The 25,514-nt window shown below is 57.2% G+C and carries 23 protein-coding genes and 1 riboswitch; of the genes, 6 read left to right on the forward strand and 17 right to left on the reverse strand.

What is annotated here, in order from left to right:
- Positions 1 to 57: 57 nt before the first annotated feature.
- From ACI48J_RS23920 to ACI48J_RS23975, 12 genes are all read right to left on the reverse strand, one after another.
- On the reverse strand, positions 58 to 459 hold the full coding sequence (locus tag ACI48J_RS23920; RefSeq protein ID WP_405080542.1) for a 4Fe-4S binding protein: 402 nt from the start codon (positions 457 to 459) through the stop codon (positions 58 to 60).
- Positions 456 to 2,153 carry an FAD-dependent oxidoreductase gene (locus ACI48J_RS23925; RefSeq protein WP_405080544.1) on the reverse strand — a complete coding sequence of 566 codons (1,698 nt, stop codon included), beginning with the start codon at positions 2,151 to 2,153 and terminating at the stop codon, positions 456 to 458. The genes ACI48J_RS23920 and ACI48J_RS23925 overlap by 4 nt, the downstream gene beginning before the upstream one ends.
- Before the next feature lie 69 nt (positions 2,154 to 2,222).
- Positions 2,223 to 3,239 (reverse strand): ABC transporter substrate-binding protein, encoded by a 1,017-nt coding sequence (locus ACI48J_RS23930; protein WP_405080545.1) that lies wholly within the window; start codon positions 3,237 to 3,239, stop codon positions 2,223 to 2,225.
- A gap of 77 nt (positions 3,240 to 3,316) precedes the next feature.
- Entirely contained in the window at positions 3,317 to 4,168 is an 852-nt protein-coding gene (locus tag ACI48J_RS23935; protein WP_405080547.1) for an ABC transporter permease, read from the reverse strand.
- 15 nt (positions 4,169 to 4,183) lie between these two features.
- Positions 4,184 to 5,056 (reverse strand): ABC transporter permease, encoded by an 873-nt coding sequence (locus ACI48J_RS23940; protein ID WP_405080549.1) that lies wholly within the window; start codon positions 5,054 to 5,056, stop codon positions 4,184 to 4,186.
- A gap of 18 nt (positions 5,057 to 5,074) precedes the next feature.
- Positions 5,075 to 5,851: an ABC transporter ATP-binding protein gene (locus ACI48J_RS23945; RefSeq protein ID WP_326057184.1), complete on the reverse strand. Its 777-nt coding sequence runs from the start codon at positions 5,849 to 5,851 to the stop codon at positions 5,075 to 5,077.
- 302 nt (positions 5,852 to 6,153) lie between these two features.
- Entirely contained in the window at positions 6,154 to 7,056 is a 903-nt protein-coding gene (glcT, locus tag ACI48J_RS23950; RefSeq protein ID WP_405080551.1) for a glucose PTS transporter transcription antiterminator GlcT, read from the reverse strand.
- A gap of 88 nt (positions 7,057 to 7,144) precedes the next feature.
- The gene (locus ACI48J_RS23955) at positions 7,145 to 8,800 is read right to left on the reverse strand and encodes a polysaccharide deacetylase family protein (protein WP_405080552.1); all 1,656 of its coding nucleotides are present in this window, start codon (positions 8,798 to 8,800) and stop codon (positions 7,145 to 7,147) included.
- The gene (locus ACI48J_RS23960) at positions 8,793 to 10,007 is read right to left on the reverse strand and encodes an MFS transporter (protein WP_405080553.1); all 1,215 of its coding nucleotides are present in this window, start codon (positions 10,005 to 10,007) and stop codon (positions 8,793 to 8,795) included. Before ACI48J_RS23960 ends, ACI48J_RS23955 begins: the two co-directional genes overlap by 8 nt.
- 5 nt (positions 10,008 to 10,012) lie before the next feature.
- Positions 10,013 to 11,161 (reverse strand): MGDG synthase family glycosyltransferase, encoded by a 1,149-nt coding sequence (locus ACI48J_RS23965; RefSeq protein WP_405080554.1) that lies wholly within the window; start codon positions 11,159 to 11,161, stop codon positions 10,013 to 10,015.
- A 64-nt stretch (positions 11,162 to 11,225) separates the two neighbouring features.
- The gene (locus tag ACI48J_RS23970) at positions 11,226 to 12,395 is read right to left on the reverse strand and encodes an MGDG synthase family glycosyltransferase (protein ID WP_326054731.1); all 1,170 of its coding nucleotides are present in this window, start codon (positions 12,393 to 12,395) and stop codon (positions 11,226 to 11,228) included.
- A 293-nt stretch (positions 12,396 to 12,688) separates the two neighbouring features.
- The gene (locus tag ACI48J_RS23975) at positions 12,689 to 13,546 is read right to left on the reverse strand and encodes a glycosyltransferase family 2 protein (protein WP_326054733.1); all 858 of its coding nucleotides are present in this window, start codon (positions 13,544 to 13,546) and stop codon (positions 12,689 to 12,691) included.
- Between the two features lie 337 nt (positions 13,547 to 13,883).
- Between ACI48J_RS23975 and ACI48J_RS23980 the strand changes: the two genes are divergently transcribed.
- On the forward strand, positions 13,884 to 14,582 hold the full coding sequence (locus ACI48J_RS23980) for a response regulator transcription factor (RefSeq protein WP_326054735.1): 699 nt from the start codon (positions 13,884 to 13,886) through the stop codon (positions 14,580 to 14,582).
- A gap of 109 nt (positions 14,583 to 14,691) precedes the next feature.
- On the opposite strand, the gene ACI48J_RS23985 is transcribed toward ACI48J_RS23980, so the two are convergent.
- Complete coding sequence (locus ACI48J_RS23985) at positions 14,692 to 16,542, reverse strand: ATP-binding protein (RefSeq protein ID WP_405080556.1); 1,851 nt, start codon at positions 16,540 to 16,542, stop codon at positions 14,692 to 14,694.
- Between the two features lie 234 nt (positions 16,543 to 16,776).
- Here ACI48J_RS23985 and ACI48J_RS23990 point away from each other — a divergent pair, with 234 nt between their 5' ends.
- A complete protein-coding gene (locus tag ACI48J_RS23990; protein WP_326054739.1) occupies positions 16,777 to 17,016 on the forward strand; it encodes a hypothetical protein in 240 nt (79 codons plus the stop codon).
- Positions 17,017 to 17,360: 344 nt separating this feature from the next.
- Positions 17,361 to 18,020, forward strand: a complete 660-nt coding sequence (locus ACI48J_RS23995; protein ID WP_405080557.1) for a thiamine diphosphokinase — start codon at positions 17,361 to 17,363, stop codon at positions 18,018 to 18,020.
- Between the two features lie 327 nt (positions 18,021 to 18,347).
- Here the strand turns inward: ACI48J_RS23995 and ACI48J_RS24000 are convergent, their stop codons facing one another.
- Positions 18,348 to 18,878 (reverse strand): YfiT family bacillithiol transferase, encoded by a 531-nt coding sequence (locus ACI48J_RS24000; protein ID WP_405080558.1) that lies wholly within the window; start codon positions 18,876 to 18,878, stop codon positions 18,348 to 18,350.
- 239 nt (positions 18,879 to 19,117) lie between these two features.
- Positions 19,118 to 19,218, forward strand: a riboswitch (purine riboswitch).
- Positions 19,219 to 19,404: 186 nt separating this feature from the next.
- On the opposite strand from ACI48J_RS24000, the gene ACI48J_RS24005 reads away from it, so the two are divergent.
- The 3 genes from ACI48J_RS24005 (at position 19,405) to ACI48J_RS24015 (ending at position 23,279) form a co-directional block, all read left to right on the forward strand.
- Positions 19,405 to 20,016, forward strand: coding sequence for a xanthine phosphoribosyltransferase (locus ACI48J_RS24005; protein WP_405080559.1), 612 nt, complete (start codon positions 19,405 to 19,407; stop codon positions 20,014 to 20,016).
- Positions 20,000 to 21,319, forward strand: a complete 1,320-nt coding sequence (locus ACI48J_RS24010; protein ID WP_326054747.1) for a nucleobase:cation symporter-2 family protein — start codon at positions 20,000 to 20,002, stop codon at positions 21,317 to 21,319. Before ACI48J_RS24005 ends, ACI48J_RS24010 begins: the two co-directional genes overlap by 17 nt.
- Positions 21,320 to 21,695: 376 nt before the next feature.
- Entirely contained in the window at positions 21,696 to 23,279 is a 1,584-nt protein-coding gene (locus ACI48J_RS24015) for an S-layer homology domain-containing protein (protein ID WP_405080561.1), read from the forward strand.
- Between the two features lie 249 nt (positions 23,280 to 23,528).
- On the opposite strand, the gene ACI48J_RS24020 is transcribed toward ACI48J_RS24015, so the two are convergent.
- The 3 genes from ACI48J_RS24020 to pyrH form a co-directional block, all read right to left on the reverse strand.
- Positions 23,529 to 23,984 (reverse strand): MarR family transcriptional regulator, encoded by a 456-nt coding sequence (locus ACI48J_RS24020; protein ID WP_326054751.1) that lies wholly within the window; start codon positions 23,982 to 23,984, stop codon positions 23,529 to 23,531.
- Positions 23,985 to 24,006: 22 nt separating this feature from the next.
- Complete coding sequence (locus ACI48J_RS24025) at positions 24,007 to 24,486, reverse strand: glutathione peroxidase (RefSeq protein ID WP_326054753.1); 480 nt, start codon at positions 24,484 to 24,486, stop codon at positions 24,007 to 24,009.
- A 250-nt stretch (positions 24,487 to 24,736) separates the two neighbouring features.
- The gene (gene pyrH / locus ACI48J_RS24030) at positions 24,737 to 25,474 is read right to left on the reverse strand and encodes a UMP kinase (protein WP_326054755.1); all 738 of its coding nucleotides are present in this window, start codon (positions 25,472 to 25,474) and stop codon (positions 24,737 to 24,739) included.
- Between the last annotated feature and the right edge of the window lie 40 nt (positions 25,475 to 25,514).

Here is a 25,514-nt window from a genome sequence, read left to right on the forward strand (position 1 = left end):
ACAGGGCAACCCCGGCACCGGACCATTGACGGTTCGGCGGATTCGGACGGCATGAGCCTACCCGGCCGGTTTCGGAGGATAGTCCGGGTTCAGAATAAACGCCGTCTCCTCCGCATCCAAAGGGGGCTGCAGGGGAAGTACACGGTCGATAAACGGGGTCGTATCCAGCTTGGCAAGCTTGACGCGCCCGGGTCCCCAGCCGATCTTCTCTCTCCAGCTGCCGAGCACACCGGATTCCGCAAGGTCCCGCTCATCGACGCTTACCGCCTCGTCGCCGTATGGAGACACGTAAAGCGCGTCAACCGGGCAGTAAACCTCGCAGATAAAGCAGGTCTGACAGTCGTCCTGCCGGGCGATAACCGGTATCCGGTCCGGTCCTTCGTCGAATACGTTCGTGGGGCAGACCTTGACGCACATGCCGCAGCCTACGCAGCGGGCGGTACTGACCAGCTCGATCATGCCGGCGTCACCTCCTTCCGCACGGCTTCTCCGCCGGACGGCCGAAGCGGTTCATGTGCCCGCTGCCCCGGAGGCCCGGAATGCGCCGTCGGGGCAGCCGCCGTCAGGGGCGGGACTTCCCCGCCGCCCTCGAACTTGACGCGGATGTCGTCCAGCCCCGACACGAGCAGACGGCGCTGGTAGGCCGGATCGGTATGCGGGTATTCCGCGAGCGTGTGCATACCGCGGGTTTCCCGCCTCGCCAGTCCGGCGGTATGAATCCAGCGGGCCGCCGCCACCATGGCGGCCGCTTCCCTGGCACGGACGCGCTCCCTCGCATCGCCGCCGGGAATACCGCCCTGGACGAGGGGCCACAGTCCGTGCAGTCTTTGAAGAGACTCCCTGAGCACGGGCTCGCTCCGGAAGTAGTTGATCTCCAGCGGAAACACTTCCCGCTGGACAGCCTCGATAATCCCCGGGACATCCCTCATTGCGGATGTCCCCGGCGTTCCTGCGAGCCCGGCACCGCCTGCCGGGCGGAGATGGCGCTGCCCGGCCCGGCTGCCCAGGGCCAGCGCATACCCCGCGGCGGCTCTGCCGGACCAGGTCCCGGACGAGATCGCCCACGAGGCGTTGAAAGCGCCGCCTCCGGATTGAGCGCCCGCGACTCTCTCCCGGGTAGCCGCATCGCCGGCGGCATAGAGCCCGGCCACGGTCGTCGAGCAGTCTTCGCCGACGAGCCGGATGCCGCCCGTTCCCCGCACGGTTCCCTCGTACCGGAGGGTCAGCGGGAACGGCTGCGTAAACGGGTCGATGCCGGCCCGGTCGAGCGGCAGGAAGAAGATCGCGTGCGAGCTGCGGAGGATCGCCCGCTTCTCCGGGGTGTCCGCCTTGTCCATGACGGCGTACACGGGTCCTTTGCTCAGCATCTTCGGCAGGAAATCGTGCGGCCGGGGCCCTTCGGAGTGCAGAGGCGTGCCGTCCTCGGCATAGAAAGTCGCCCAGTTCAGCAGACGTCCGCGCGTGTTCGTGCCGAAGGCCGCGCTCGGCGCGTACTGACGGCTGAACTCCATGCCGGAAAGCTCCACGCCGAGCTCGGCGGCCATCAGCAGGCCGTCGCCGGTCAGAACGTTGCAGCCGAGGCCCTTGCTCAGGAAGGCGCAGCCTCCCGTGGCGATCACGACGGCTCCCGCCCGCACTTCCCAATCCCGGTTATCGAGCCGGGATATGCCTCTCGCTCCGCCGACACCGTGCTCGTCGACGAGAAGCTCCAGGGCCGGAGACTGGTCCAGGATGCGGGCTCCCGCCTTGATGACGGCCCGGCGCATAAGCCTCATGTACTCCGGCCCCTGGAGGTGATCCCTCATGGGCACTCCGTTCTCGTCCCTGCGGAACGGGTAGCCCCAGGATTCCACCAGTTCCAGGCTTTCGTATACCTGATCGAGCACGCCGTGAATCCAGGAAGGTTCCGACAGGAAGCCGCCTCCCTTCATCCGCTTTCTGACCGCTTCTTCCCTCAAAGCGGGATCGGGCGGCAGGTAAAGCAGATTGGTTCCTCCCGGCGCCGTCGCCCCGCTGGAACCGAGAAAGCCCTTGTCGGCCACGATTACCCTGGCACCGCGTGAAGCCGCGCTCCATGCGGCCCAGGCGCCTGCGGGTCCGCCGCCGATCACCAGGACATCGGCCGTCAATTGAAGCGGCTGTTTCTGACTCATGGTTCTCCCTCCCTGTTCTGCCGCTTATTTTGCCGCAACCGGTTTTCGTGCCCGGTTTCGATGACCGGTTTATTTCACCAGCCATTCGTCGACGCTGAAATCCGTATCGGCCAATTTATCCTGGACCAGAAAGTCTTTGGTCGCCTTTAAAGCTTGAATGCCGCTGTCCGTGAACGACTCCCTCTGAATACGGGAGACGGCGCTCGTTTTTTTAACCAAATCCAGAGAAGTTCCGGTATTCTCGACGACAAACGCATAATAAGCGTCTTCCTGCGTTTTCAGATCGTCCAGCGCTTTAATCCTCAGGTCATTCCACACTTTTGCGATATCCGGCACTTTCTTCAAATAGCTCTCCGATACCACCGTTACCCCCGCGCCTACGAGACCGGGATGATCCTTGGCCGCTTCGTCCAGAACGGGAAAGCCTTGCGGAATCATCTTGAGCCCGCGCACTTCCGTGGTGGCGATAGCGTCCACTTCTCCTCTGACCAGAGCGGCATCCGCGTCTTCATCCAGCAGATGAATCAGCTGAACGTCTTTAATGCCCTGCTCTTTGAGCAGACCCGCCAGATAGCGGTGCATGTACGAGCCTTTTTTCACGGAGACTTTCTTGCCTTTCAATTCGGCCAACGTTGCGGGACCGTTCTTCTTCCCGAGAATAAACGCATTGCTCCCGGAGGAATTCAGGGTGATGACTTTGGACGGCGCTCCTGCGGAACGGGCCAATATGGCCGGCGTATCACCCAGCGAGCCGATATCGATTCGTCCGCTGATCAGCGATTCGCTCAAATCCGGGCCGTTGGGAAAACCGACAAACTGCACGTCCGTGATCCCCCGTTTTTTCAGTTCCTCCTTCGCTCCGCCTTTATAGAACCCCCAGCCTTCGGCGCCGCTCGGAAGGTTCAGCTTGTTCGCGCCGATATAGCCCACGCGCAGCACGGAAGGCGTCTTGCCTCCCGGGTCCGCTCCCCCGGTCGGATCGGCTTCCGCCCGGCCGCAGGCCGAAGCCAGCAGGACCAGCGCTGCCAGAAGCAGAACAAAACCGATGAGATGCGTGTATTTTTTCGTGTGTGCCGGATGTGTCATGCTTATCCCCCTCTCTATGTAGAAATCCTTTCCGTCATGCTTTTTACCCCCACCCGGCTTTAAGCCCAAACGGCATTTCAGCCTTCAAAACTGTCTCTCCACTGCAGCAGCTTCGCCTCCAGCAGCCGGACGAACGTATCCACAAGCTTGCCGACGACCGCAAACAGAATGACCCCGACAAAAATTATTTCCGTCGCCGAGTTCTGTTTCGCGAAATTGATTAGGAAGCCGATGCCCGATTGGGAGCCGATCAGCTCCGCTACGACGAGCCCCAGCCACGAAACGGCCAACGAAAGCCGCAGCCCGAGCAGGATGTTCGGCAGGGAAGCGGGAACGATCAGCCGGAGCAGCTGTTTGTACGGACTGAACCGCAGCACCTTGGCTACGTCGAACAGTTTGTTGTCCACGCTCCGGATGCCGAGATACGTGTGGACATAGAGCGGGAAGAAAGCTCCGTTCGCGATAATGAGCGTTTTGGACGTCTCTCCGAATCCGAACCAGAGGATAATGAGCGGAGCCGCCGCCAGATGCGGCACGAGACGGATCATCTGCAGCGTCGGATCGAGCAATTGCTCGGCTTTGCGGAAATACCCGGTCAACAAGCCGAAAAACAGCCCGAGACTGCCGCCGAGCAGGAAGCCCGTCATAGCCCGCCAGAGCGAAATACCCACATGTTCCGTCAGTTCGCCGCTCGCGGCCAGTTCTTTGAATGCGGCGCCGATCATCAGCGGAGTCGGCAGAAAAAACGTCGAAATCCAGCCGAGGTCGCCTGCCGCCTGCCACACTATGAGCACAAGCACCGGAAGAACGGCACCCAGGGCAAAATCGCCCGTCTTGGCTTTCAGCAGCGTTTGCCCGTATTTGCGCAAGCTTCCGGGCTGTTCACGTGTCCCGGCGAGCCGTCGGAGCGCTTCCCCGCCACCGTTCATAGTCGCTCCCTCCTTTTATTTGCCTCCATAACTGTCCTGCCATTGCAGAAGGCGCCTTTCCAGCAGCCGGACCCCTGAATCCGCCGCCTTGCCGATCACGGCAAACAAGATAATGCCCACATACACCACGGCGGTTTTGTTGAACTGCCGGGCTTCCGACATCAGATAACCGAGCCCGGACGATGCCCCCATCAATTCGGCGACGACCAGTCCGAGCCAGGAGATGCCGAGCGAAACTCTTATGCCTAGGAAAATATTCGGGAGCGCCGACGGCACAATAAGACGCGCCAGTTGTTTGTACGTGCTGAATCCCAGCACCCTCGTCACTTCAAACAATTTTTTGTCCGCGCCCCGTATCCCCAGAAAGGTATTGATATAGAGCGGGAAAAAAGCCCCTTTGGCAATCAGCAGCACTTTCGAGGGCTCGCCGAATCCGAACCAGAGAATAAACAAGGGCGCAATCGCCAAATGGGGAATCATCCGGATCATCTGCACGGAGGGATCGAGCACTTTTTCCGTTCTGCGGAAAAATCCGACCAGCATGCCCAGCAGAAGACCGAGTCCTCCTCCGAGCGCAAAACCTGCGGCCGCCCGCAGCATGCTGATGCCCACATTCTCCGCAAGCGCGCCTGATCCCAGCAGACTGCGAAAAGACTTGGCGATGGTCCAGGGTGTCGGAAAAAGCAGCCGGGAGATGTAGCCCGCGTCACCCAGCACCTGCCACAAGATGAGCGCGGCCGCAGGCACGATCGCTCCCAGCAAGAACGATTCCAGCCGCTTCCTCCGTTTGGAAGAGCCGGCAGGAGCAGGTTCTGCCGGGACAGAATCAGGAGAAGCGGCCAATAAAGCCGAGCCTGTACCTTGCAGCAGATTTGAAGGCTTGCTCACGATACCGCACCTCCTTCGTCAGATTCCTGCGCTTTCAACGAGCTCGAGCTCATCCAGCTTCTCGAATTCGTTTAAAATTTTGTAGCGGATTTCCTGAAACGACGTGCTCGTTTTCTTCCTCGGAAAAGGCAGATCCACCGGAACGATATTCCGGATCGCGCCGGGGCGCGGTTTGAGAATCACGACGCGGTTCGCAAGGAAAATCGCTTCATCAATGTCGTGGGTGACGAACACCATAGTCGTCCGGTTGGCCTGCCAGATATCGAGCAGCACCTCCTGCATATGCGCTCTCGTAAAAGCATCCAGCGCCCCGAAAGGTTCATCCAGCAGCAAAATTTTCGGATTTCGGAGCAGGGCCCGGGCAATGGAAACACGCTGGGCCATTCCGCCCGAAAGCTCCCTCGGATAAGACTTTTCGAAGCCCTGAAGCTTAACCAGCCCGATCAGGTTATCCACCTTGGCGCGTACCTGCGGGTCTTTGAGCGAAAGATCGGCCGCGATATTCTTCTCGACCGTCAGCCACGGGAACAAGCGCGGTTCCTGAAAAATGAACCCTTTATCAATGCCGGGCCCCGTCACTTCCTCGCCTCCAAGCCGGACGTTCCCGTCGTGATCGGTATCCAGACCCGCCACGATTTTCAGCAATGTGCTTTTTCCGCATCCGCTCGGGCCGATGACCGTTATAAACTCGCCCTCTTTTATATCCAGATTGATATCGTGCAAGGCATGGACAAGCCCCTTCTTCGTCTCAAAAGCCTTGTTCAGCCTTCCGACTTCGAGCAGCAAATTTCCCATCGTGATCCCCCTTCGTTTTAAGAAAAAAAATAAAAAAAGCGCATGCCGTACGGACGATATCTCGCATCCGGATCGCAGGCGCTTCTAGTTGACTAGTCAGCAGGTTTCAATTGTTTTTTTATTTCATACTATTCTTATAGGATTAGACAAATATTATCACTATCGCCCGGATCGGTCAAGACTGTTTTTCAAATAAAAATGAACGCAAAAAACAGGCCGCACGCTGCCGCGCCAACCCGTTTTACTAACTCCGGTCTTTTAGGGAAAACAATTTTGCCCGAAAAATGCAGGCGCTCCGGGAATCAACTGTCTCCTGCAGGTGTTTCTTTCTCCAGGGATTCGTCTTTCTGCATCAGGCGGATCAGGTGCATGGTCAGGTAAACCGCCTCCGCTTCGTAAACCGGCTGACGCAGCCGGCGCTGCATGACTTTCATCAAAGTCCAGGCGATGGAGTAGATCTCCGGGTACTGCTGCTTAAGCAGTTCGCCGAGCTTGTCCGGCTCGTGAACCGCTTCTTTGCGCTTCACCCGTTCGATGGCGAAACGGAGATGACGCAGAAGCCGGGAGTACGCGATGGTGCTGCGGTCGATCGTAATATGCATTTGCCGTTCGATCAGGCCGATGAGCTCGCCGATCAGGCGGGAGTATTCATTGACCTCCGATACCGGCCGGTTCGTGATCGCGCCATGAATATGAAGCGTTACGAAACCGACCTCCGCCGGCGGCAGATGCACGTTCATTTTATCGTTAATCGTACGGATGACGTAGTCGGCTATAGCGTATTCCTGCGGATAGAGCTCGCGGGTTTCGAGCAGAAACGGATTCTGCAGCACGATGCCCTGCTCCAGCCGCTTAATCGCAAACGCGATATGGTCCGTCAGAGCAATATGAATATGTTCGTTCAGCGGCGCCCCGGCATGCTCCGAGATGTACAAAATCACCTCGTTCATGACCTCGATCAGCTTCTCGTCGATTTGGGGAATCAGCTGCTGGTATTGTTCTTTTTCTTTTTCATTGGTCAAAATGAAAAGCTTCTCGACCGCTTCCGAAGGAATGCGATCTTTGGCCTTCCGGTTAAACCCGATGCCTTTGCCGATCACCACAACTTCTCGATAGACGGGATGCGCTGCAATGATCACATTGTTATTCAGCACCTTGACCACTTCTATGCTGCTGTTCTTCACTTCCGCACCTCTTCCGTGCACCCTGTTGATTCCTCCAGATTACTAGAAAAAGGCGCTTACATCAAGTTGCCGGAACAAAAGCAGGCAGGCAATCCCCGGACTCCCGGAATTACCCGCCTTTTCCCGCCATTCCTTCCGGAAGCTCTTGAAGAACCGCACCGTAAGCTTCCTCCGGGTAATAGGCGCCGGAGGAAGGCTCTGCCGCGCTCAATCCGGGAGCATAACGTTTCTTCATCTGGCTGACCGACATCGCGATAATGCGCGGATTCAGCCGGGCCTTGTTCTCCTGCAGGCGTCCGAATCCTCCGGGATGAAGCATCCCGAGCAGAACACGCAGGTACAGCGTCGAGGACCAGCGCCACAGGCGGTTTTGCAGCGGCAGGACGGTAAATCCGAACTGCCTGGTGCCGCGGTGGATCATGGAAATGCCGTACACGCCCTTAAGATCGGCAAGGGCCGGGTCCGTCAGCAGTCGGTGCGCCAGTCTGGGCATGGAATTATCCATGGCCCGGATCATCTGCACGGCCAGCTTCATCATGGAGGAGCTTTGCGATCCGGCACGGCGCAGCCATTCGTTGTCGAGATGAAGCTCCGCCACTTTGTCGCCCGGGCGGATGATCTCCCCGTCCTCGAGAATCAGCTCCTGCCCGTGGTACGCCCGGATGCGGTAGTGGAGGAAGCGGTGCTCGGGATCTCCCGGCTGTACCCGGTACAGCCAGTGGAACAGCCGCTCCCACAGCATCCAAGCGCGCAGGGCCAGGCCCCGGCGCTTCTCTGGCGGCGGAGGCTGGCTTTGCGGCGCTTCGAGGGCGGGCGCCGCTTCCATCGCGGGCTGCGGGAGCTGCGAGCTCTCGCCCTCGCCCGCGGCCCGCGGGCTGTGCAGGGCCGCCTCGCCGGCAGCCTGCGGGTCCTGTACGGTCGCAGCCGCTTCGCCTGCGGTTGAGCCCCGCGCGGCAGCGGCTGCTCCGGCTGCTGCCTGCGATGCCTGAGCGCCCGGCAAGGACGCTGCCGGCAGAGCGGTCCGCTTCTCCGCGCTGCGGCGGACGAGCCGCTCCGGAAGCCTCCGGCCCGGGAAATGCTCGTCAATACGCGCAAAACGGATGCCCCGCCGGCGGGCATCCTCCAGCACATCCGCGAGTGCCTCGATCATATAACCCGGCGCGTCGGGGTTCGCGCCCAGTGTGTCCCCGCTGTCGTGCAGGAGAATGACGGCGCCGTCTTTCACTTTGCCGATCAGCTTCCGCTTGATCTTGTCGGTCCCCCCTCTGCTACGCCAGTCAAAAGCCGCCATGGACCACAAGACGATACGGAATTTGCGGATCAGCAAAAAATCGAACACGTTGAAAACGCCCCACGGGGGACGGTAATGAACCGGCCGTATCCCAGTTATGCGTTCGATCACGTCTGCCGAATGTTCCAAGGTGCGGCGCACCTTCCAGGGTGTCATGAGAGCATTGGAATGGTGCATATAGTTATGCAGCCCGACCAGATGCCCTTCCTCGTGCATACGCCGGATCAGATCCGGGTAGTGCTCCGCCTTGGCGCCCAGCACGAAAAAAGTGGCTCTCGTGCCTTTCCGGGCAAGCAGATCCAGCAGCTGCGGCGTATACTGCGGATCGGGGCCGTCGTCAAAAGTCAATGCGGCGCAGGGGCTCTCGCTTCTGCTTTTAAACACGCCGTATCCGAGGCGCCGGATCAGGAAGGTAGGCACAAGTGTGTAGATCAGGTAAAAAATAAAGACGATCCAGATAATTCCCTCAACCACGGTAGGTCACCCCCTTTACGGCGGTTTTGCCGTCTGTCTTAACTGCAGGCTGAAGCGGTACCAGTATGTACCAGAGGGCGATGGCTCCCAGCAGGACCGCGCTTGCCGAGATCACGAAAACCTCGCCGTACCGGTCGGCCAGCCAGCCCCCGAGAACCGGGCCTATAAAAGCGCCAAGTCCTTCGACACTGGAAAGCGTCCCCCAGCCCATCTCCTGGTGCCCTTTGGGAACGTAGAGAGCCATCAGGGCATTCCAGGCCGGCAGCACGCAGGCGTAGGAAACGCCAAGCAGCGCAGCCGTCAGCAGCGCAAACTCCAGTTCTTTTAGGAACGTCATGGCATACAAGGCCGCCGCCAGAAACGCAAACCCGAAAATCAGAAATCCGCGGAGCCCGAAGTGGTCGGAGAGTTTTCCCATCGGCATTAAACAAATGACCGTGCACAGCCCGCCGGCCAGCAGAACCATGGAATATTGCGCATACTGCAGGCCCATGACTCCGGAGGCGAACCCCGGAAGAACGGGGACAAGCAGACCCGCCGCAAGAGTCTGGAGCATCATCGGAGGCAGGAGCGGTTTCGCCGCGCCGAGCTGTTTTTTGAGTACGCCCGCCTGAACTTTCCACGTGACGGTTTTCCTCCGGGTCCCTTCGGCCCTGCCCCCCATTCCCATAGAAAGCAGGCACCCCAGTCCCCACAGTCCGAGCAGGATAAAATACGTGACCGATAGACTGTAATCCAGCACAAAATTGATAACGACGGGGCCGGCACCGAGTCCGGTGAGCCAGACGGTATACAGGACCCCCATTTGAAAAGCGCGCTGTTCGGCCGTTACGCGGCTCAGACAAACGAGCCAGATCGGGGAAATTCCGACCCCGAATAAAGCAGCCGACAGGAGAAAAATAAACACGTTGTGCGGTCCCTGCAGCAGAATAAGCCCGATCAGAGAGAAGAACATCCCTCCGCCGACGATAACCCGGGCGGGAAACCGGTCGAGAAGAAGCCCCGCCAGCCCTTTTACAATCATATCGACTACATAGTGAATGGAAATCGCCAGACCGACAACCGTAACGGGATAATGAAGAACATTCCCCGCATATACGGGCAAATAGGACAGCAGGTAAGCGCCACGGACGAATTCCACGACAAATAGAATGAATGCGTACCCGATTAATCGGGCGGAAAGCCGGCGCTGTTTGTTCTCATCCATCGTTCTCACCTCGCTTGTTCGCTGCTGCGGGCAGGATGATGCCCGATCTCTTCTAGAATATGCGAGACAATCGTCTGGCCCGCATTTTTTTTGTGCAGATTGCGGGCGGACGTGCGGGCCGACTCCGGCGGCCATTCTCCGCGGATCACCCGTCCGACCTGCCGGACAAGCTCATCCGGGTTAAAAGCGGCCAGCGCCGCACCCTTTTTCACGAAATAATCGGCGTTTTCTTTCTCCTGGCCCAAAAACGGGCGGTAAACGATAACGGGTACATCCAGCGCAAGCGCCTCGGACAAAGTAACGCCGCCCGCTTTCGTAATCATGCAGGCGGAAGCCGCCATCAGCCGGTGGATGTCCTCCACAAAACCGTGCACGCACACGCGCTCCTGTCCGGCGAAAGTCGTTTCAAAATACCGCTTCAAGCGCTCATTGCGGCCGCATACGAGAACGATCCTCACGTCAGGGACGTCCCGGAGGAGTTTGGCGCAGAGCCCGCGCAGACCCCTCAGCACGCCGTACGCGCCGGCCATCAAAAGCACAAAGGGAGCCGCCTGTTCGGCCTCTCCGCTTGTTAACGCGGCATTCCCGTCTCCTGCGGCCTGAAAGGAAGGCCGCAGCGGGATACCGCTGACTTTGATGTTATCCGCCGATACGCCCTTCGCGACCAGCAGCGTTTTCAGTTCCTCCGAAGGAACGAAATAATGCTGTACATCCGGGTGAATCCACCGGGAATGAAGATCGTAATCCGTCACGATCGAGAAAGTCGGAATCGTCTCCCCGGAGTGCCGCCCCGTATCCGGCATCCCTTTGAGGGGGAAGGTGTTCACCACCGCCGCCGGCTGATGTTCGCGGATCATTTGGCGGAGCTTGCGGTCTCCCAGGGAGTGAAGCCATCTGGAAAGCAGGGCGTCCGCCCGCATATCTTGGGTCAGGTAATAGCTGAGGCCATACAGGCCGATGGAAGATGTTTTCAGATACACGAAGCGGGTGAAGGAATTGAACCAGGGATGCGCCTGAGCGAACAAGTCCACAAGCTCTACGTTGCTGACGCCTTGAGTTTCAAAGCTCTGCCGCAGGGCCCGGGATACTTGCAGATGGCCGTCTCCGTAACTGGCATAGAGGATGAGTATTTTCGCATCGGGGTTCATGAGCATAACCACGCTTCCTGTTATGGAATAGGGTTATTATACGAAGTTTGCGTAAACATTATTGTCGCTTTTACCAAATTTCTTGTAAAGCCGCCGCATAGCGCCGTTCGCTGCGGGTTTCCAGCACGATTCGCACCGCCTCGGCCGATGCGTTGGACCGGCGCGTTCTGCCCAGGTTCTCCCGCATGGTATACAGCAGCGACGGACTTCTCAGCAGAATGCCCAACTGTCCGATCAAATCGTTCATGTTCTTCGCTTTTACGGCGATTCCTGCCTGCAGAAGGAAACGGGCATTGTCCTCTTCCTGGCCGGGAAGGGATTTGTAGATCACGATCGGCAGCTTCATGGCCATCGCTTCCGAGATGGTAAGGCCCCCCGGCTTCGTAACGAGTAAATCCGCCGCGGCCATCCATTCGTGTACGTTGTTCACGTAACCGGTGGCGAGAATCCGATGGCGGGAATAAGCCGCCAGCTCCGTAATCTGCGCGCGGAGCTTCTCGTTGTTCCCGCACACGACGACCAGCTGCGTCCGGACCGGCAGCTCCTCGAAGGCTTCGAGCCGGTTCGCCAGCTCGCCGCCCATCATCCCGCAGCCTCCTCCCATGAACAGGATCGTCGGCAGCTCGGGATCGAGTCCGAGCAGGCGGCGTGTCTGGGCGCTCTCGTAGGTGCCTTGGAATTCCGGCCGGATGGGAATGCCCGTTACTTCGATGCGCCCTGCGGGCACGCCCGCCTGGATCAGACCGTCCCGGACGGTGTCGGAGCCGACCAGATACTTGTCGGTCTCCGGGTAAACCCAGTAGCTGTGGTCCGTATGGTCCGTAATGACCGTGGCCGTAGGCACATCGTACAGCCCGTAAGCCCGTACTGCGGACATCGCTCCCGCAGCCGGAGGGAAGGTGGACACAACCACCGTCGGCTCCACTTCGCGGAGCAGCTTCATCATGCGGCCTAGGCCGAACCGGTTGAACTGTTTCAAAATGTACGAGAAAAAGTTGGCTTCTCTCGTTTTATTGTATACATATCCGTACGCCGACGGGAACGTCTGGAGTCCTTTCAAAAACATGTACCGCCCGATGGAATTCATGAAGGGATGCGTCCACTCCATAAAATCGAGCAGGACCGTCTCCGCTCCCGGATACCTCTGAGCGATCTCGCGGCGGATCGCTTCCGCCGCCTGTTTATGCCCGTCTCCATAGCTTCCCGAGAGAATCAATACTTTATGTCCGTTCTTTTTCATGGTCCGCAACCCTTTCCGTTAACCTTGTTCTTGTCACTATTCTACTCGGTCGGGAGGGGGAATCAGAACCGACTCACGACGGTTTTTATACCTGGTCTTAGGTCCAGGTAGCCCAGACAGCCCAATTCCCGTCCCGTCTCTTCGGACATCCGGCAAGACCGGACAACAAAAAGCCTTCCGGGCAGCAGCGGCTGCAGAAGGCTTCTGTTCTAAGAGGTTTCGCCTGGTTGAGTAAGCTTCTGTGCCTTCCATCCCTTATCCGTACCGTACGGGGATAACACGGATGCTTCCGGTTAAACAGACTCGGTTTGTTCCGCTAGACGCGAGATCACCGGCTCGCCGTCCCATATAATCGTGGACGGGGCTTCTCTTTGACGCATGTGCGGTTTGTCCAGCAGGGTGAAAAAGTTTTCGGAAGGCAGCTCACCCAGACCGTGCTTGGCACACAGCCTGCCGAGGTACGGGTTCCCTTCCTGCCGGTTTCCCGAAACGTTATCCCCTTTAGGCGAAAAAGCGTAGAGTACGCTCGCGGCGGGAACTCTGACGATTTTATAAGAACCGGCGGTGCGGAGGAAAAAGTCCCAGTCCCAATAATGGTGCACATCGGGGTCGTACTCGCCCAGGGTGTCGTGGATGGCCCTCCGGTACAGGGTGCCTGACGGCACAAACGTCGAAAATTTTCTCATCTCCGCTAGATCGAACTCGTAAGCGAACAACCGGCGGCTGACCGGAATACGCGTGCGGCCCTCCACCCGGTAATCAAACAGCTCCGCATCGGAATAGGCAAAGTCCGCTCCGGTCTCTTCGAGAGCGGCAAGCATGCGCCTGATATGCCCCGGCGTCAAGAGATCGTCGTCGTCGCAGAGCAGAATCAGCTCGCCCCGGGCAATCCGGAGCGCTTCGTTGCGGGCATGCACATGCTTTAAATTAACCGGCTGGTTAATGACCGTAACAGCCAGCTCCGGGTAAGCTTCCTTCACAAAATCCACGGACACGCCGGCATCGTTCACAACCAGCACTTCCAGATTCGGGTAGCTCTGTGCCGCCAGCGTCTCCAGCAGCTCGCCCAATACGTAAGGGCGGTTATATGTAGGGACAATAGCCGATATAAGCGGCTCTTTGGGTGTTGTCGGTGATTGCGGTTCTCTCACTCGGAATCCGTTCCTTTCCGTTACAGCAGGAGTCATCAATTCGTTTCCTCTTTACTATACATGATGAAGCCCGTCCGCGTCTGTATGTTCATATGCCTGTTGATAAGTATGCCGTTCTATGTCATTATGAATAAAGATTTTCGAAAATAGGACTTAGTGCCTATATATGATACCTAGTCATTTGCGAAACCAAGGATTTTTTCTTTCATTTTAGGCAAAAAAAGGATAGAATGTAGGGTATAAACCTTTTTTGTTAGGAAAAAAGTAACGGCTTGTCAAGTTACACTTGGAGTTTTTTTCCTTTTTCAAGCACGGGCAGCAGCTAGGAGGTTTCTTCATGCAGGCAAGTAAAATTCTTGTTGTCGACGATGATCACCATATTTTGGAGATCGTTTCCCTGTATTTACGGCGCGAAGGCTTCGAAGTCATTACCGCCGATCACGGGGATCATGTGCTTCAACTGGTTACGGAACAACGACCCGACCTTATTCTTTTGGACATTCTGCTTCCCGGCATGGACGGTATAGAATTGTGCCGCCAACTGCGGAAAACAAGCGACATCCCGGTTATTTTCCTGTCGGCGAAGAGCGAAGACATCGACATCATACTCGGTCTGAGCATAGGAGGAGACGACTACGTCACGAAGCCGTTCAGCCCCGCACAGCTTGTCGCCCGCGTGAAAGCGCTGCTTCGGAGATGCTCTTCTTCCCGCAATCCGGCGGACCAGCACGTGCTGAATTTTCCCGATCTGGAGATTGACCTGCACAGTCATATCGTGAAGGTTCAGGAGCGGCCTATCGCCCTGTCCGCCAAAGAATTCGATCTGCTCAGCCTGCTCGCGCAAAATCCGAACCGCGTCTACCGGATCGAGCAGCTTTTCGAACAGGTCTGGAGCCTGGAGAGCTTCGGCGATCCCCGGACTCTCATCGTTCACATCAGCAACCTCCGCAAAAAAATCGAACCGAACCCGTCGGATCCCCGGTATATCATTACCGTACGCGGAGTCGGTTACAAATTCAACGGAAGTCCCGTCTGACCGGACGCCGGTACGTTAACGGAGGGCACGACGGAAAGGTGCTCCACGGCGGTACGCCAAAGCGGTACGGCTTGGCACCACGGCACGACAAAGCGGCGTAACCGGACGGTTACGCCGTTTTTATATGGACAGGCAGTATGATATCAATGGTCGTCCCAAGACCCAAACGGCTGGAAACCCGCAGAATGCCCGCATGGTTCTCGATAATTTTATTGCTGACCATGAGGCCGAGCCCCGTCCCGTTTTCTTTCGTCGTAAAGAACGGTTCGCCGATCCTGGCAAGGTGGCCGGGCTCGATTCCTTTTCCCTGATCGGCGAAACGGATACCCACCTTGTTCTTGGGCAGCGCGGACACCGTAATGTGCAGCAGCCCGCCCTCCGGCATCGCTTCGATCGCATTTTTCACCATATTAATGAAGACCTGCTTAAGCTGGTTCGGATCGCAGTCTATCTTCGGAATCGCACCTTCTTCCTCAAGAATGGCGCTCACCCCCGCCTCTTTGCGCTGGTTATCGAAAAGCTGGAGCGTTTCCCTGAGCAGAGGTAGCACTTCGTGCCGGTCGAAACGGCTGTTTACAGGCTTGGACAGCAGCAGAAAATCGTCGATGATCTCGTTCATCCGGTTGACTTCGGAGCTCATCATGCCTAGGTAAGGCGCATCCGGCGCCTGTTTCCGCGAAAGCTGCAGAAAGCCGGAGATAATCGTCAGCGGATTGCGGAGTTCATGAGCCATTCCCGCGGCCATCTGACCGACGAGCGAAAGTTTCTCCGAGCGTTTGAGCTGAAGCATGATGTCCGCAAACTGGCGGATGAGCAGGACGATCAGCAGAAGGATAAAGACCGAGACGCCCAGATACGTCATGGGCGAGAACCGGATCATGATGTTCAGCCGGTTCTGGAAAATATCGATCAGGCCGGTCAGGCAGATGACCCCGATTCCGACCAGAAGCAGTTTCGCCCCCCGGTTTCCCTTCATTGCGCAGGCTGCCGCCCGGACGATCACCAGCGGCATGCTTAAAACGAGCAGCAGCTGGTACCAATCGACGATTTCCACGACGGAGACGACGCGGCATGCGTGCAAAAGCAAGACCCCCGCGCTGTATGCGAGATGCAGCTGCCAGGCTCTTCTTATGTATGCGCCCCTGCCGGAGCCGAGCAGATGCTCCACAAACATCAGGATGCCGATGACGCCTCCGAAGAGGGCGATCAGCTCCGCGTAGGTCAGTATGGCCGGGTGGTCGAAAACGAGATAAACGACCGACGAGCGGCAGATGCTGTAAATGCCGAAACAGAAGGAAAATAAGCTGAAATCGAGAAAAACTTTATGGCTCCGCAAACCGAGAAAAACACAAAAAGCCACGATTCCGGCCAGGATGTAGCTAACCCCCAGCACGGCCCGGAAAAATTCCTGCCGGACCATCTCCTTGATAAAACCGCTTTCGGAGCCGTACATGGCTCCGTCCTCTATCCCGATATTCCGCGACTCCGACTGGAGATGAACATATAGCATCCCCTGCGAATTTTCCGGCAGCGGGACAATTCTTCTGGGCGTTCCGTAATAACGGTATTTCCGCCCTTCCTGCCAATCCCCGAAGCGGTAGGCGAGCCCTTGTTCCGTGTACACTTCGACGTTGTCGAAGGCGCGGATAAGCAAGCTCGGATCAGCCGCCGGATGAGAAGGGAGCGGAACCCGCAGCCACAAATGGCTTCGGCCCATCCGGTCCTGCGGATTCAGCAGCTGAGCGGCCGTTTTCCAATTTCCGCCGCTGTGCGGCGGCTCTTCCGTTCGTCCGGCCCCCTCGTCCTCCGCCCAGCAGTACTCCCAGTTCTCCAGCAGGACGGGCGGGGCATTCACGCGCATAAGCGGAGAAGTTTCGGCCAGGACGTCTTTTACCCCGATGAATAAGAAAAGAGCCGCAAATACGAGCCCTATTCCAATAGCTTGAATGAGCTTAGTCATGTTCTACCCTCTTGCCAACCTCAATTGCCGAATTTTCGACAATTCTTGGTTTTTCTGTAAGTAGATGTGGTTCTTTACCTACTTTTCGATTCGAAAGGACGGTTTCCTGTCCCTCTATCAAATTTTTATGATTTTCAACAATTATCGACATATTATGCGAAAAAGATTAGCGTTCTCCCGAATTTTTTTGTCGAAATAAGGACCATATTATATGAAGAGAAAGGAGGGTGAGTCATGTCCAAAGACAAAACCATGGACCCTATGAGCCACGAAACGGTTGAAACGGACGGCATTTATGCGGATGAAGCCGGCCGGGAAGTCACGTTGAAACGGGGCGACAAGTTCCCTGCCGATCTTGTACTGGGCGAAACGACCTGGGAGATGAAAGGCTTTTCCCTGAACGAAGCGGAAATCGATCACCAGCAGAAAGAAAATACGCCGCCGCGCCTACATGTCAAAACCGGCGACCGGTAATTGCCGAACAGCGGGCCTCCGGGCCCGTTTTTTTGCATGCCTCTACCCAATACGGGCCAAAGCAAAATAGGTCGCAAGCGTCCGTGTACGCATTGCCCTACAGGAGTAAGCCCGACCGAAAGATTCGGCTGCCGCTCCGTTTGAGCCCAGGACTGCCGCTGGCCGTCCCCTTCCGCCATGCTCTGCCGGTACGCACTGCGCCAGTTGCGCGTCCCTGCGAATTTTGCCGCCGTGCCGCTGATTCCTTCAGGTGCTTCACGTGCTTCGCGTTCGTTTCCGGTTATCGGCCGCTGTGGTATAATAAAACTTCCATTTCAAAGAACGGAAGGAGCCGTTGTGCCGTTATGACGCTTACGCAGCAGCGGATTTTCATTGTCACCGGGGGAGCATTCGGCCCTTGGGCGGACGAGCATCTGAATACGCTGAATCCCGGGACGGATCTTCTCGTCGGAGCCGACCGCGGCGCTCTCCATCTGGTCCGCAGCGGTTACCGTCCCCGGCTGTCGCTCGGGGATTTCGACTCCGTCACACCGGAGGAACTCGCCGAAATCCGCCGCGGCAGCGAGGAATTAATGGCCTGCGACCCCGTGGACAAAAACTGGACGGATACGGAGCTGGCTTATACCTGGGCGCTTGACCGCAATCCGTCGGAAATCATTCTTCTCGGCGCGCTGGGCACCCGTCTCGATCATACCCTGGCGAATATCCACCTGCTCCGCAAAGGAGCGGAGGCCGGAATTCGCTCCCGCATCATCGATGATCACAACGATATCGAGCTGGTACGGGACCGCATTGAGATTACAGCCGGGCCTTATGCGCAGGTTTCGCTTCTCCCCTTAACGACGGAAGTAACCGGCATTACGCTGACCGGCTTTCAGTATCCGCTGGAAAATGCGACTCTCCAGATCGGACAGTCGCTCGGAATCAGCAATGTGCTTCAAGCCGGGCAGGGGTCGATCTCCATCCGCTCGGGGCTTCTCCTCGTAATCAGAAGCAGGGATTAAAGTCCCGGCCGGACCGTCAATGAACTCGCAGGCCCGCGATTGGTATCATATGTAATCTATTTGAAGGCAATCCGTCCTCAAATACTTATATAGCAAGCCTTCGGGCAGCATCCCAATTGGAACATTTTAGTACGTACCGGCTTAAAAATCAAACAAGCCCCGTAAGCGGCAGGGATTTTACCGCCGCTTACGGGGCTTGTTTAGGCAGGCTGCGCCCGGGTTTGTACACTTTCTTTGAAGAATGTGTCGTTTTCTTGAATGTGCGCAGGCCCGCAATTATCTTCCTATTAGGAAAAGAGCCCGCCTGTGCTTGCCTGCCGAGAACCGTCAGTGCCAGCTCATCCGCTCTCTGAGCGAGGTGATATGAGCGATGTGATGCTTGCCGTGCCAGACATACAAGCCGAGACCGCGCGCCAGTGTAGTCGGCCCGTTCTCCGGGTGCAGGAACGTCCGGGCCCAGACCGCTTCATCCAGAGTCCGGAGCCACCGCACCCAGCGGTCGTGCAGCGCGTCCAGCAGCACCAGCGAAATCTCCGGCGGAGCCGTCTTCCCGTCAGCGAGTTCCGCCCACAGCTGCTCTTCATAGGGCTTAATGACCGGCTCATTCTCCGTCGCGCCCAGCTTGAAGCGGACATAGCTGTTCATATGGCTGTCCGCCACATGGTGGATCACCTGGCGAACGGTCCAGCCGCCGGGGCGGTACGGCGCATCGAGCTGCTCCTCGGTCAATCCGGAAACGGCTCTGCGCAGCCGAGAAGGAGCGGACGCAAGTTCTTCGAGCCAGTCCTGAATTTGTTCCGCGGAAATCTCTCCCTCATAAGTATAAGTTCCAATCGGATAACGCAAATCTTCTCCCATGTGGTTAACGCCTCCTCCGCTTTTGGGCCATTATAGCACAAGCCCCTGCCCCTGCCCCCGCCGAACCATTTCCCCCTTTTCCCTGGACATTACAAGGGTCAATTCCCTCCTTGTCTGCCATGAACTGGCATATAAACGAACAAAGAAATCCCGTTTCCATCAAAAAGTTCGGCTTTTCGACATTTTCTTCTTTTCAACCCTCCGCTCACTGGAGTATAATGAAGCCATCATTCAACAAGCCAACCGAAAATCAGCCAGCTCGTATAAAGGCAGGAATAGGCCTGCCAGTCTCTACCCGGTCACCGTAAATGACCGGACTACGGGTGATGACAAATTCCGGATCCACGGACGGTTTTTATCCGCAGGAAGGCCTTTGCGCCCTCTCTGGGAGACTACCCGCTTCCGCGGCATTTGCGGTTATTTGCCTTTGTCACTCGATGAACACGGCCCTCCGGGGTCCGGTGCAGATTCGGGTTTTTTGCGTTTTTCGATTCAACTCATTATTTCATTTATGGGGGATGCCAGCATGGAGCTTTTAAAAAGAAAAATCGAAGATGAAGGAACGGTTCTGTCCGGACAAGTTCTGAAAGTGGACGCTTTCCTGAATCACCAGATCGACCCGGTTCTGATGTTTGAAATCGGCAAAGAATTCAGCCGTCTTTTCGCCGACGAAGGCGTAACCAAAGTTCTGACGCTGGAATCCTCCGGCATTGCCCCGTCCGTGATGGCGGCGCTCGAAATGAAAGTGCCCGTCGTGTTCGCCCGCAAGCAGAAATCGCTCACGCTGACCGACAACCTGTATGTGGAGCGTGTCTATTCCTTTACCAAACAGCAAACGAACGAAGTCACTGTCGCCAAAAAGTTCCTGTCCGCCGATGACCGCGTTCTCATTATCGACGATTTCCTCGCCAACGGCGAAGCCGCTCTCGGTCTGGCCAACATCGTCAAAGCGGCCGGCGCCGAAGTAGCCGGTATCGGCATCGTGATTGAAAAGTCGTTCCAGCCGGGCGCGGACAAGCTTAAAGCCGCCGGCTACCGCGTCGAGTCGCTCGCTCGCGTAGCTTCGCTGGATAACGGGAAAGTAACCTTCCTGAATAGCGGCGTCTCCGAGGAGGATACTCATGTTCAACTGGTTTAAGACCGGCTCTCTGGGACTCCAGCACGTTCTCGCCATGTACGCGGGCGCCGTGATCGTACCGATCATCGTGGCAGGCCAGCTTCATCTCCCGCCCGAGCAGCTCTCCTACCTGATCTCGATCGACCTGCTCACCTGCGGGATCGCGACTCTCCTCCAGGTGTGGGGCAACCGCATCTTCGGCATTAAGCTGCCCGTGATGCTCGGCTGCGCGTTCCAGGCCGTCGCTCCGATGATCGCCATAGGCGGCCAGCACGGCATGACGGCGATTTACGGCTCCATCATCGCGTCGGGCCTGATCATCTTCGTGTTCGGCGGCCTGCTCGGCAAGCTCGCCCGCTTCTTCCCGCCGGTCGTCACCGGGTCCGTTGTCACGATTATCGGCCTGACGCTCATTCCCGTCGCCATTCAGGACATGGGCGGCGGCCAGAACACCGCCGATTTCGGCAGCCTGCAAAATCTGGCCCTGTCTTTCGGGGTTCTGCTCTTCATCCTGATTATGAACCGCTTCTTCGGCGGCTTCATCCGGGCGGTTTCCATTCTGCTCGGCCTGATCTTCGGCACGATTGCCGCCGCCTTCATGGGCAAGGTCAGCTTCCAGGGCGTGCTTGACGCTTCGTGGTTCCACATGGTCCAGCCGTTTTATTTCGGCGTCCCGACCTTCCATCTCACGTCCATTCTGACCATGACGCTCGTGGCCATCGTTTCCGTCATGGAATCGACCGGCGTGTTCATGGCGCTCAGCAAAATTTGCGACAAAGACCTGACGGACCGGGACCTCGCAAGAGGCTACCGCGCGGAAGGGCTCGCAAGCATTATCGGCGGCCTGTTCAACTCCTTTCCTTACACGACTTACTCGCAAAACGTCGGGCTTGTCCAACTGACGAAAGTCAAAAAGAGAAGCGTGATCGCTGCCGCGGGCGTGATTCTGATCCTGCTCGGCTCCGTGCCTAAAATCGCGGCGCTCACCATGCTTATCCCGACCGCCGTACTCGGCGGAGCAACGATTGCCATGTTCGGCATGGTCGTGTCCTCCGGTATCAAACTGCTTAGCTCGGTAGACCTGAACCAGCATGAAAACCTGCTGATCGTCGCCTGCTCCGTAGGCATGGGCCTCGGCGTAACGGTAGCCCCGACGCTGTTCAGCCACCTTCCCGAGAGCGTGCAGATTCTGACCGGCAACGGCATCGTAGCCGGAAGCTTCACGGCGATTGTACTGAACCTGATTTTTTCCATCGGCAAATCCCGTTCCAAAGCTCCGGCAGCCCACAGCGCTCCCGATCGGGAAAAGCATGAATTCGCCTGAATCGTCCGGCTGATTGGAATAAATTAAACCCGATCCGGGAGTTCCGCGAACTTGCGAACTTCCAACGTGATCGATCAGAAACCGCTTCGCTCCACAGAGCCGAAGCGGTTTTTTTGGCGCTTAATCCGACGTCCGCCCCTCTGCTGCGGCTTTAGCGTCCGGTCCCGGCTGCTTCCCTCTGCTGAGGTTTTTGGCGTCCGGTCCGGGCTCCGTCCCTCATCGGCGGGGATTGGGTCCAGCCGGCGGCTCCCCTTTTCTAATAATTGCGGGCGCTGCGGCCGATATAAACGATAGTGAAACGAACCGCCGTGTCCGACGCTTATACGTATGTATACGTTTATACGCACCCATCACTCGATATGAAGAGGAACCCGATATGAAAACTAAACTTTTAACTTTGAAAATCATCCTGGCTATTTTACTCATTCTGCCGCTGTTTCCGGCAGGACCCGCGAGGGCGGGCTTAACCTCCACCCCGTTCCCGGATGTGGACAGCGCGAAATACAGCTGGGCCGTTCAGTCCATTACGTTTATGGCCCAAAGCGGGATTCTGCAGGGCTATCCGGACGGAACCTTCAAGCCGGGACGTTACGTAAACAAAGAGGAATGGGCGGTTATGGTCTACCGGCTGTTCGACAAATACCGGCCGAGCCTCAGATCGGACGCATTGAATTACAGCCGGCCGTCGTATGTCGATGTCCCTTCTTCCCACTGGGCTTACCGGGAAATCAGCGATACGTTCGTCGCGGTAGGAGATACGACCGTAACCGCACGCAACGGCAAATCTCTGTTCAATCCCGAATATGCGTTTACGCGCTGGGATTTGGCCATGATGCTGTACGGACTTTACGGGATAGACGGGGGACCGGAATCCACCAACGTATGCGGCGACATGAACCGGTTCAAGGATATTACGACCCGGCTGTTTAATACCGAGAACGAGCTGGAAGCTTTCCGGGGGACGGACAACCGCTACAATTCGGAACTCCCTCCGGGCACTATTTATCCGATTCTTTTCCTGAAGGAAGCGGACGGCACGTGCGACGCCAATTACGACGACTACAGCGCACTCGCCGCCGGCGCGCTGATTGAGATGAACAAAACGGGCATCCTGACGGCCGACGCGGCCGGAAAGTTCTATCCTTCGGCCAAACTGACGCGAGCCGAGGCGGTGACGGTACTCCACCGGATTCTCGACCACCTGAAGACGCGGGGAGTGCTCGGCAATTATTCCAGCATCAACCCGTCCGGCATTCTCCGTCCGGTTCCCATGCCGGCCCCCAAGCCCGGCGAAGCGGCGGAAGGACCGGGACCGTTCGACCGCGATCTCCAGCGGGACGGCGAGTTCAACACGATCGTTTACCCGAACGGGAAAAAATATATGCGGCTCGAGCTGACATCCAAAGATGCCGCAGATCTGTACCTGTACATGAACGGAGACATTGCGTTCCTCCGTCAGGAAGAGCTGCCCCGGTACGTCCAGGTAGACCGCGTCAGCCAGATCGGGATCAAGTCCCAGAGCCGCAATCCCGAGAAACGGTCCCCGCTGGCCGCCTACCCGGCTACGCTTAAGGTGACGTTCCACGACGAGATTCCCTCGGCGGGGACCGGAACCGGCACGGGCAAGCCGGGCAAAGACAGCGGCGGACAAACCGGCGGCGTAACGGCACCGCCCGGGGCGGCCGCCGTGCAGGACTTGAAGAGCCAAGGCGAGATCAATCAGACTTTTGCCCCGAACGGCTCGAAGTACATGAATATTAACCTGATCTCTCAGGATAAAGTCGATCTTTATGTGCAGCTAGGGACAGGCACCGCTTTCCTTAAGCAGGAGGAACTGCCGGGCAAGATCAACGTGCAAGGCATGTCTTCCGTTACGGTCAGAACCCAGAGCCGTAATCCGGAGAAACGCACCAGCCAGCAGACGTACAACGCTTACTTGTATGTGACTTTTTCCAACTGACAGCAGGTCCCCGAGGAGCGCGTGCCGGAACGAAAAGGCTCCCCCCTCCCGGCAAGAGGCAGGGGCAGTCATAAGAACTTAAAAAAGCCGTAAAACCCAAAAAAACGCAAGGTTCTCGAGAAGAGAGCCTTGCGTTTGTCATAGGTGGATTCGGGTTTGCCTCTAGTGTGGAGCGGCAGATTAAATGCCGTTCCGTTTTCGTTATGACAGGGAAGCCGCGGATTCCTGCCGGCGTTCAGCCTCATCCGCCTACTCCCCGCTGTTGCGGTTAGCGTGGTTCACCGCCGCCAGCAGCTCCTTCACCTGTTCCAGCAGTTCGCCGACCTGTTCTTCCGTTCCGCCCGCGCGGGTCATAAGCTGTGCCGGTATGCACGTGCTGGGCTGCTCCAGCGCGCGTCCTTTGTCCGTCAGCGAGATGACGACACTCCGCTCGTCGCGGCTGGATCGGGTACGCTTCAGGAGGCCGGAAGCTTCCATTCTTTTGAGCATAGGGGTCAGGGTGCCCGAATCGAGGAAGAGCCGTTCGCCGAGCTCTTTTACGGTCGATTCCTCTTTTTCCCACAGCACGAGCATCACCAGATACTGAGGGTACGTCAAGCCCAGCTCTTCGAGCATGGGATGGTACATCCGCGTAATTTCACGCGAACAGGCATATAGCGCAAAGCAAAGCTGATTCTCAAGCCTAAGCTTAGATGGTGAATTCATAGGGCCTCAATCCTTATTCTGCTTATTCCGCCAGCAGCTTCTCGATATCTCCGGAAATTTTGGACGGTGCGGTCGTCGGCGCATACCGGCTGACCACGTCGCCCGAACGGTTAACGAGAAACTTGGAGAAATTCCATTTGACCTCTTTGGACAAAATTCCTGCCGTATGGCGGGTTAAATATTGGAACAGCGGATGCGCACCGCTTCCTTTGACATCGATTTTAGAGTACATCGGAAACGTTACGCCGTAATTGACCTGGCAGAACTGCTCGATCTCCTCATCGGACCCCGGTTCCTGCTCCATAAACTGGTTGCTGGGAAAACCGAGTACGACAAGACCTTGGTCCTTGTAGGCGTCATACAGCTCCTGCAGTCCTTGATACTGCGGGGTAAAGCCGCACTTGCTCGCCGTGTTGACGATGAGCAGCACTTTACCCTTATAGTCTTCAAGCGATTGTTCTTCTCCGTTAATCCGTTGAGCCGTAAACTCATACACACCCATCTTCATAACCTCCCGGGTTCATTCGACTGTTCCATTTATTAGATTGTGCAAAATTAAAACATCTAAAATTAATATACGTCTGCGGGAAGAAAAAGTCAAATTCCCTTGGGAATGGATGTGCCTGGAGCGGGTGCCGGCTTTCCTTTCCTCGCGGGGTGCTGTTTCATTCAGAGAAAGAGACCCGGACCCGTGCCGTTCATATAAGTCCGGCGTGCCCCTGCCGTGCTCCGGCGACGCGTCAGCTCGTCAGCTATACGCTGAAAGTCAGCTTCGCGGCTTCATGGATCGTGGTGCCCGAATGAATGCCGGTCACGATCTTTTTCATGGAACCCGGCTTATCGAAGTTAAACACGTGAATGGGCATCCCGTAATCCCTTGCGAGGATAAAAGCGGACTGGTCCATTACCCGCAGATCGTTCTGAAGCACATCGTTGTAATGCAGCGATTCGTACATGCGGGCATCCCCGTATACGTTCGGGTCCTTGTCGTAAACGCCGTCCGCCCCCTGCTTCGCCACCAGAATGGCATCGCAGTTAACTTCGATGGCCCTCTGGACCGAGGGATAGTCCGTCGTAACGAAGGGTTGGCCGTTGCCGCCCGCGAAGATGACGATGTAGCCTTTTTCCAGATGGTGAATCGCTCTCAAACGTATATAAGGCTCCGCCACCGACGTAACGGGAATCGCGGTCATCACGCGCACCTCGGCATTCGTTCTCGCTTTCAGTACGCCGCGCAGCATAAGGCTGTTAATGACCGTAGCCAGCGTGCCGATGTTATCGGCCTCCGCCCGCTCGATGCCCCAGTTCTCTCCCATATTGCCGCGGAAAATATTCCCTCCGCCAATCACCAGCGACACTTCCACGCCGAGCTCCAGCACCGACAAAATTTCACGGGCGATATGCTCCAGCCTCTCCGGGTCGAATCCGAAATCGCCGCTGCCGGCTACCGCTCCTCCGCTCAGCTTGATCAATACGCGTCTGTACTTCATCCCTTCACCTCCGGAAAAATAAAAAACACCAAAGCCTGAA

Source organism: Paenibacillus chitinolyticus, from assembly GCF_045038035.1.
In the GTDB taxonomy this organism is placed as follows: Bacteria; Bacillota; Bacilli; order Paenibacillales; family NBRC-103111; genus Paenibacillus_F; species Paenibacillus_F chitinolyticus_A.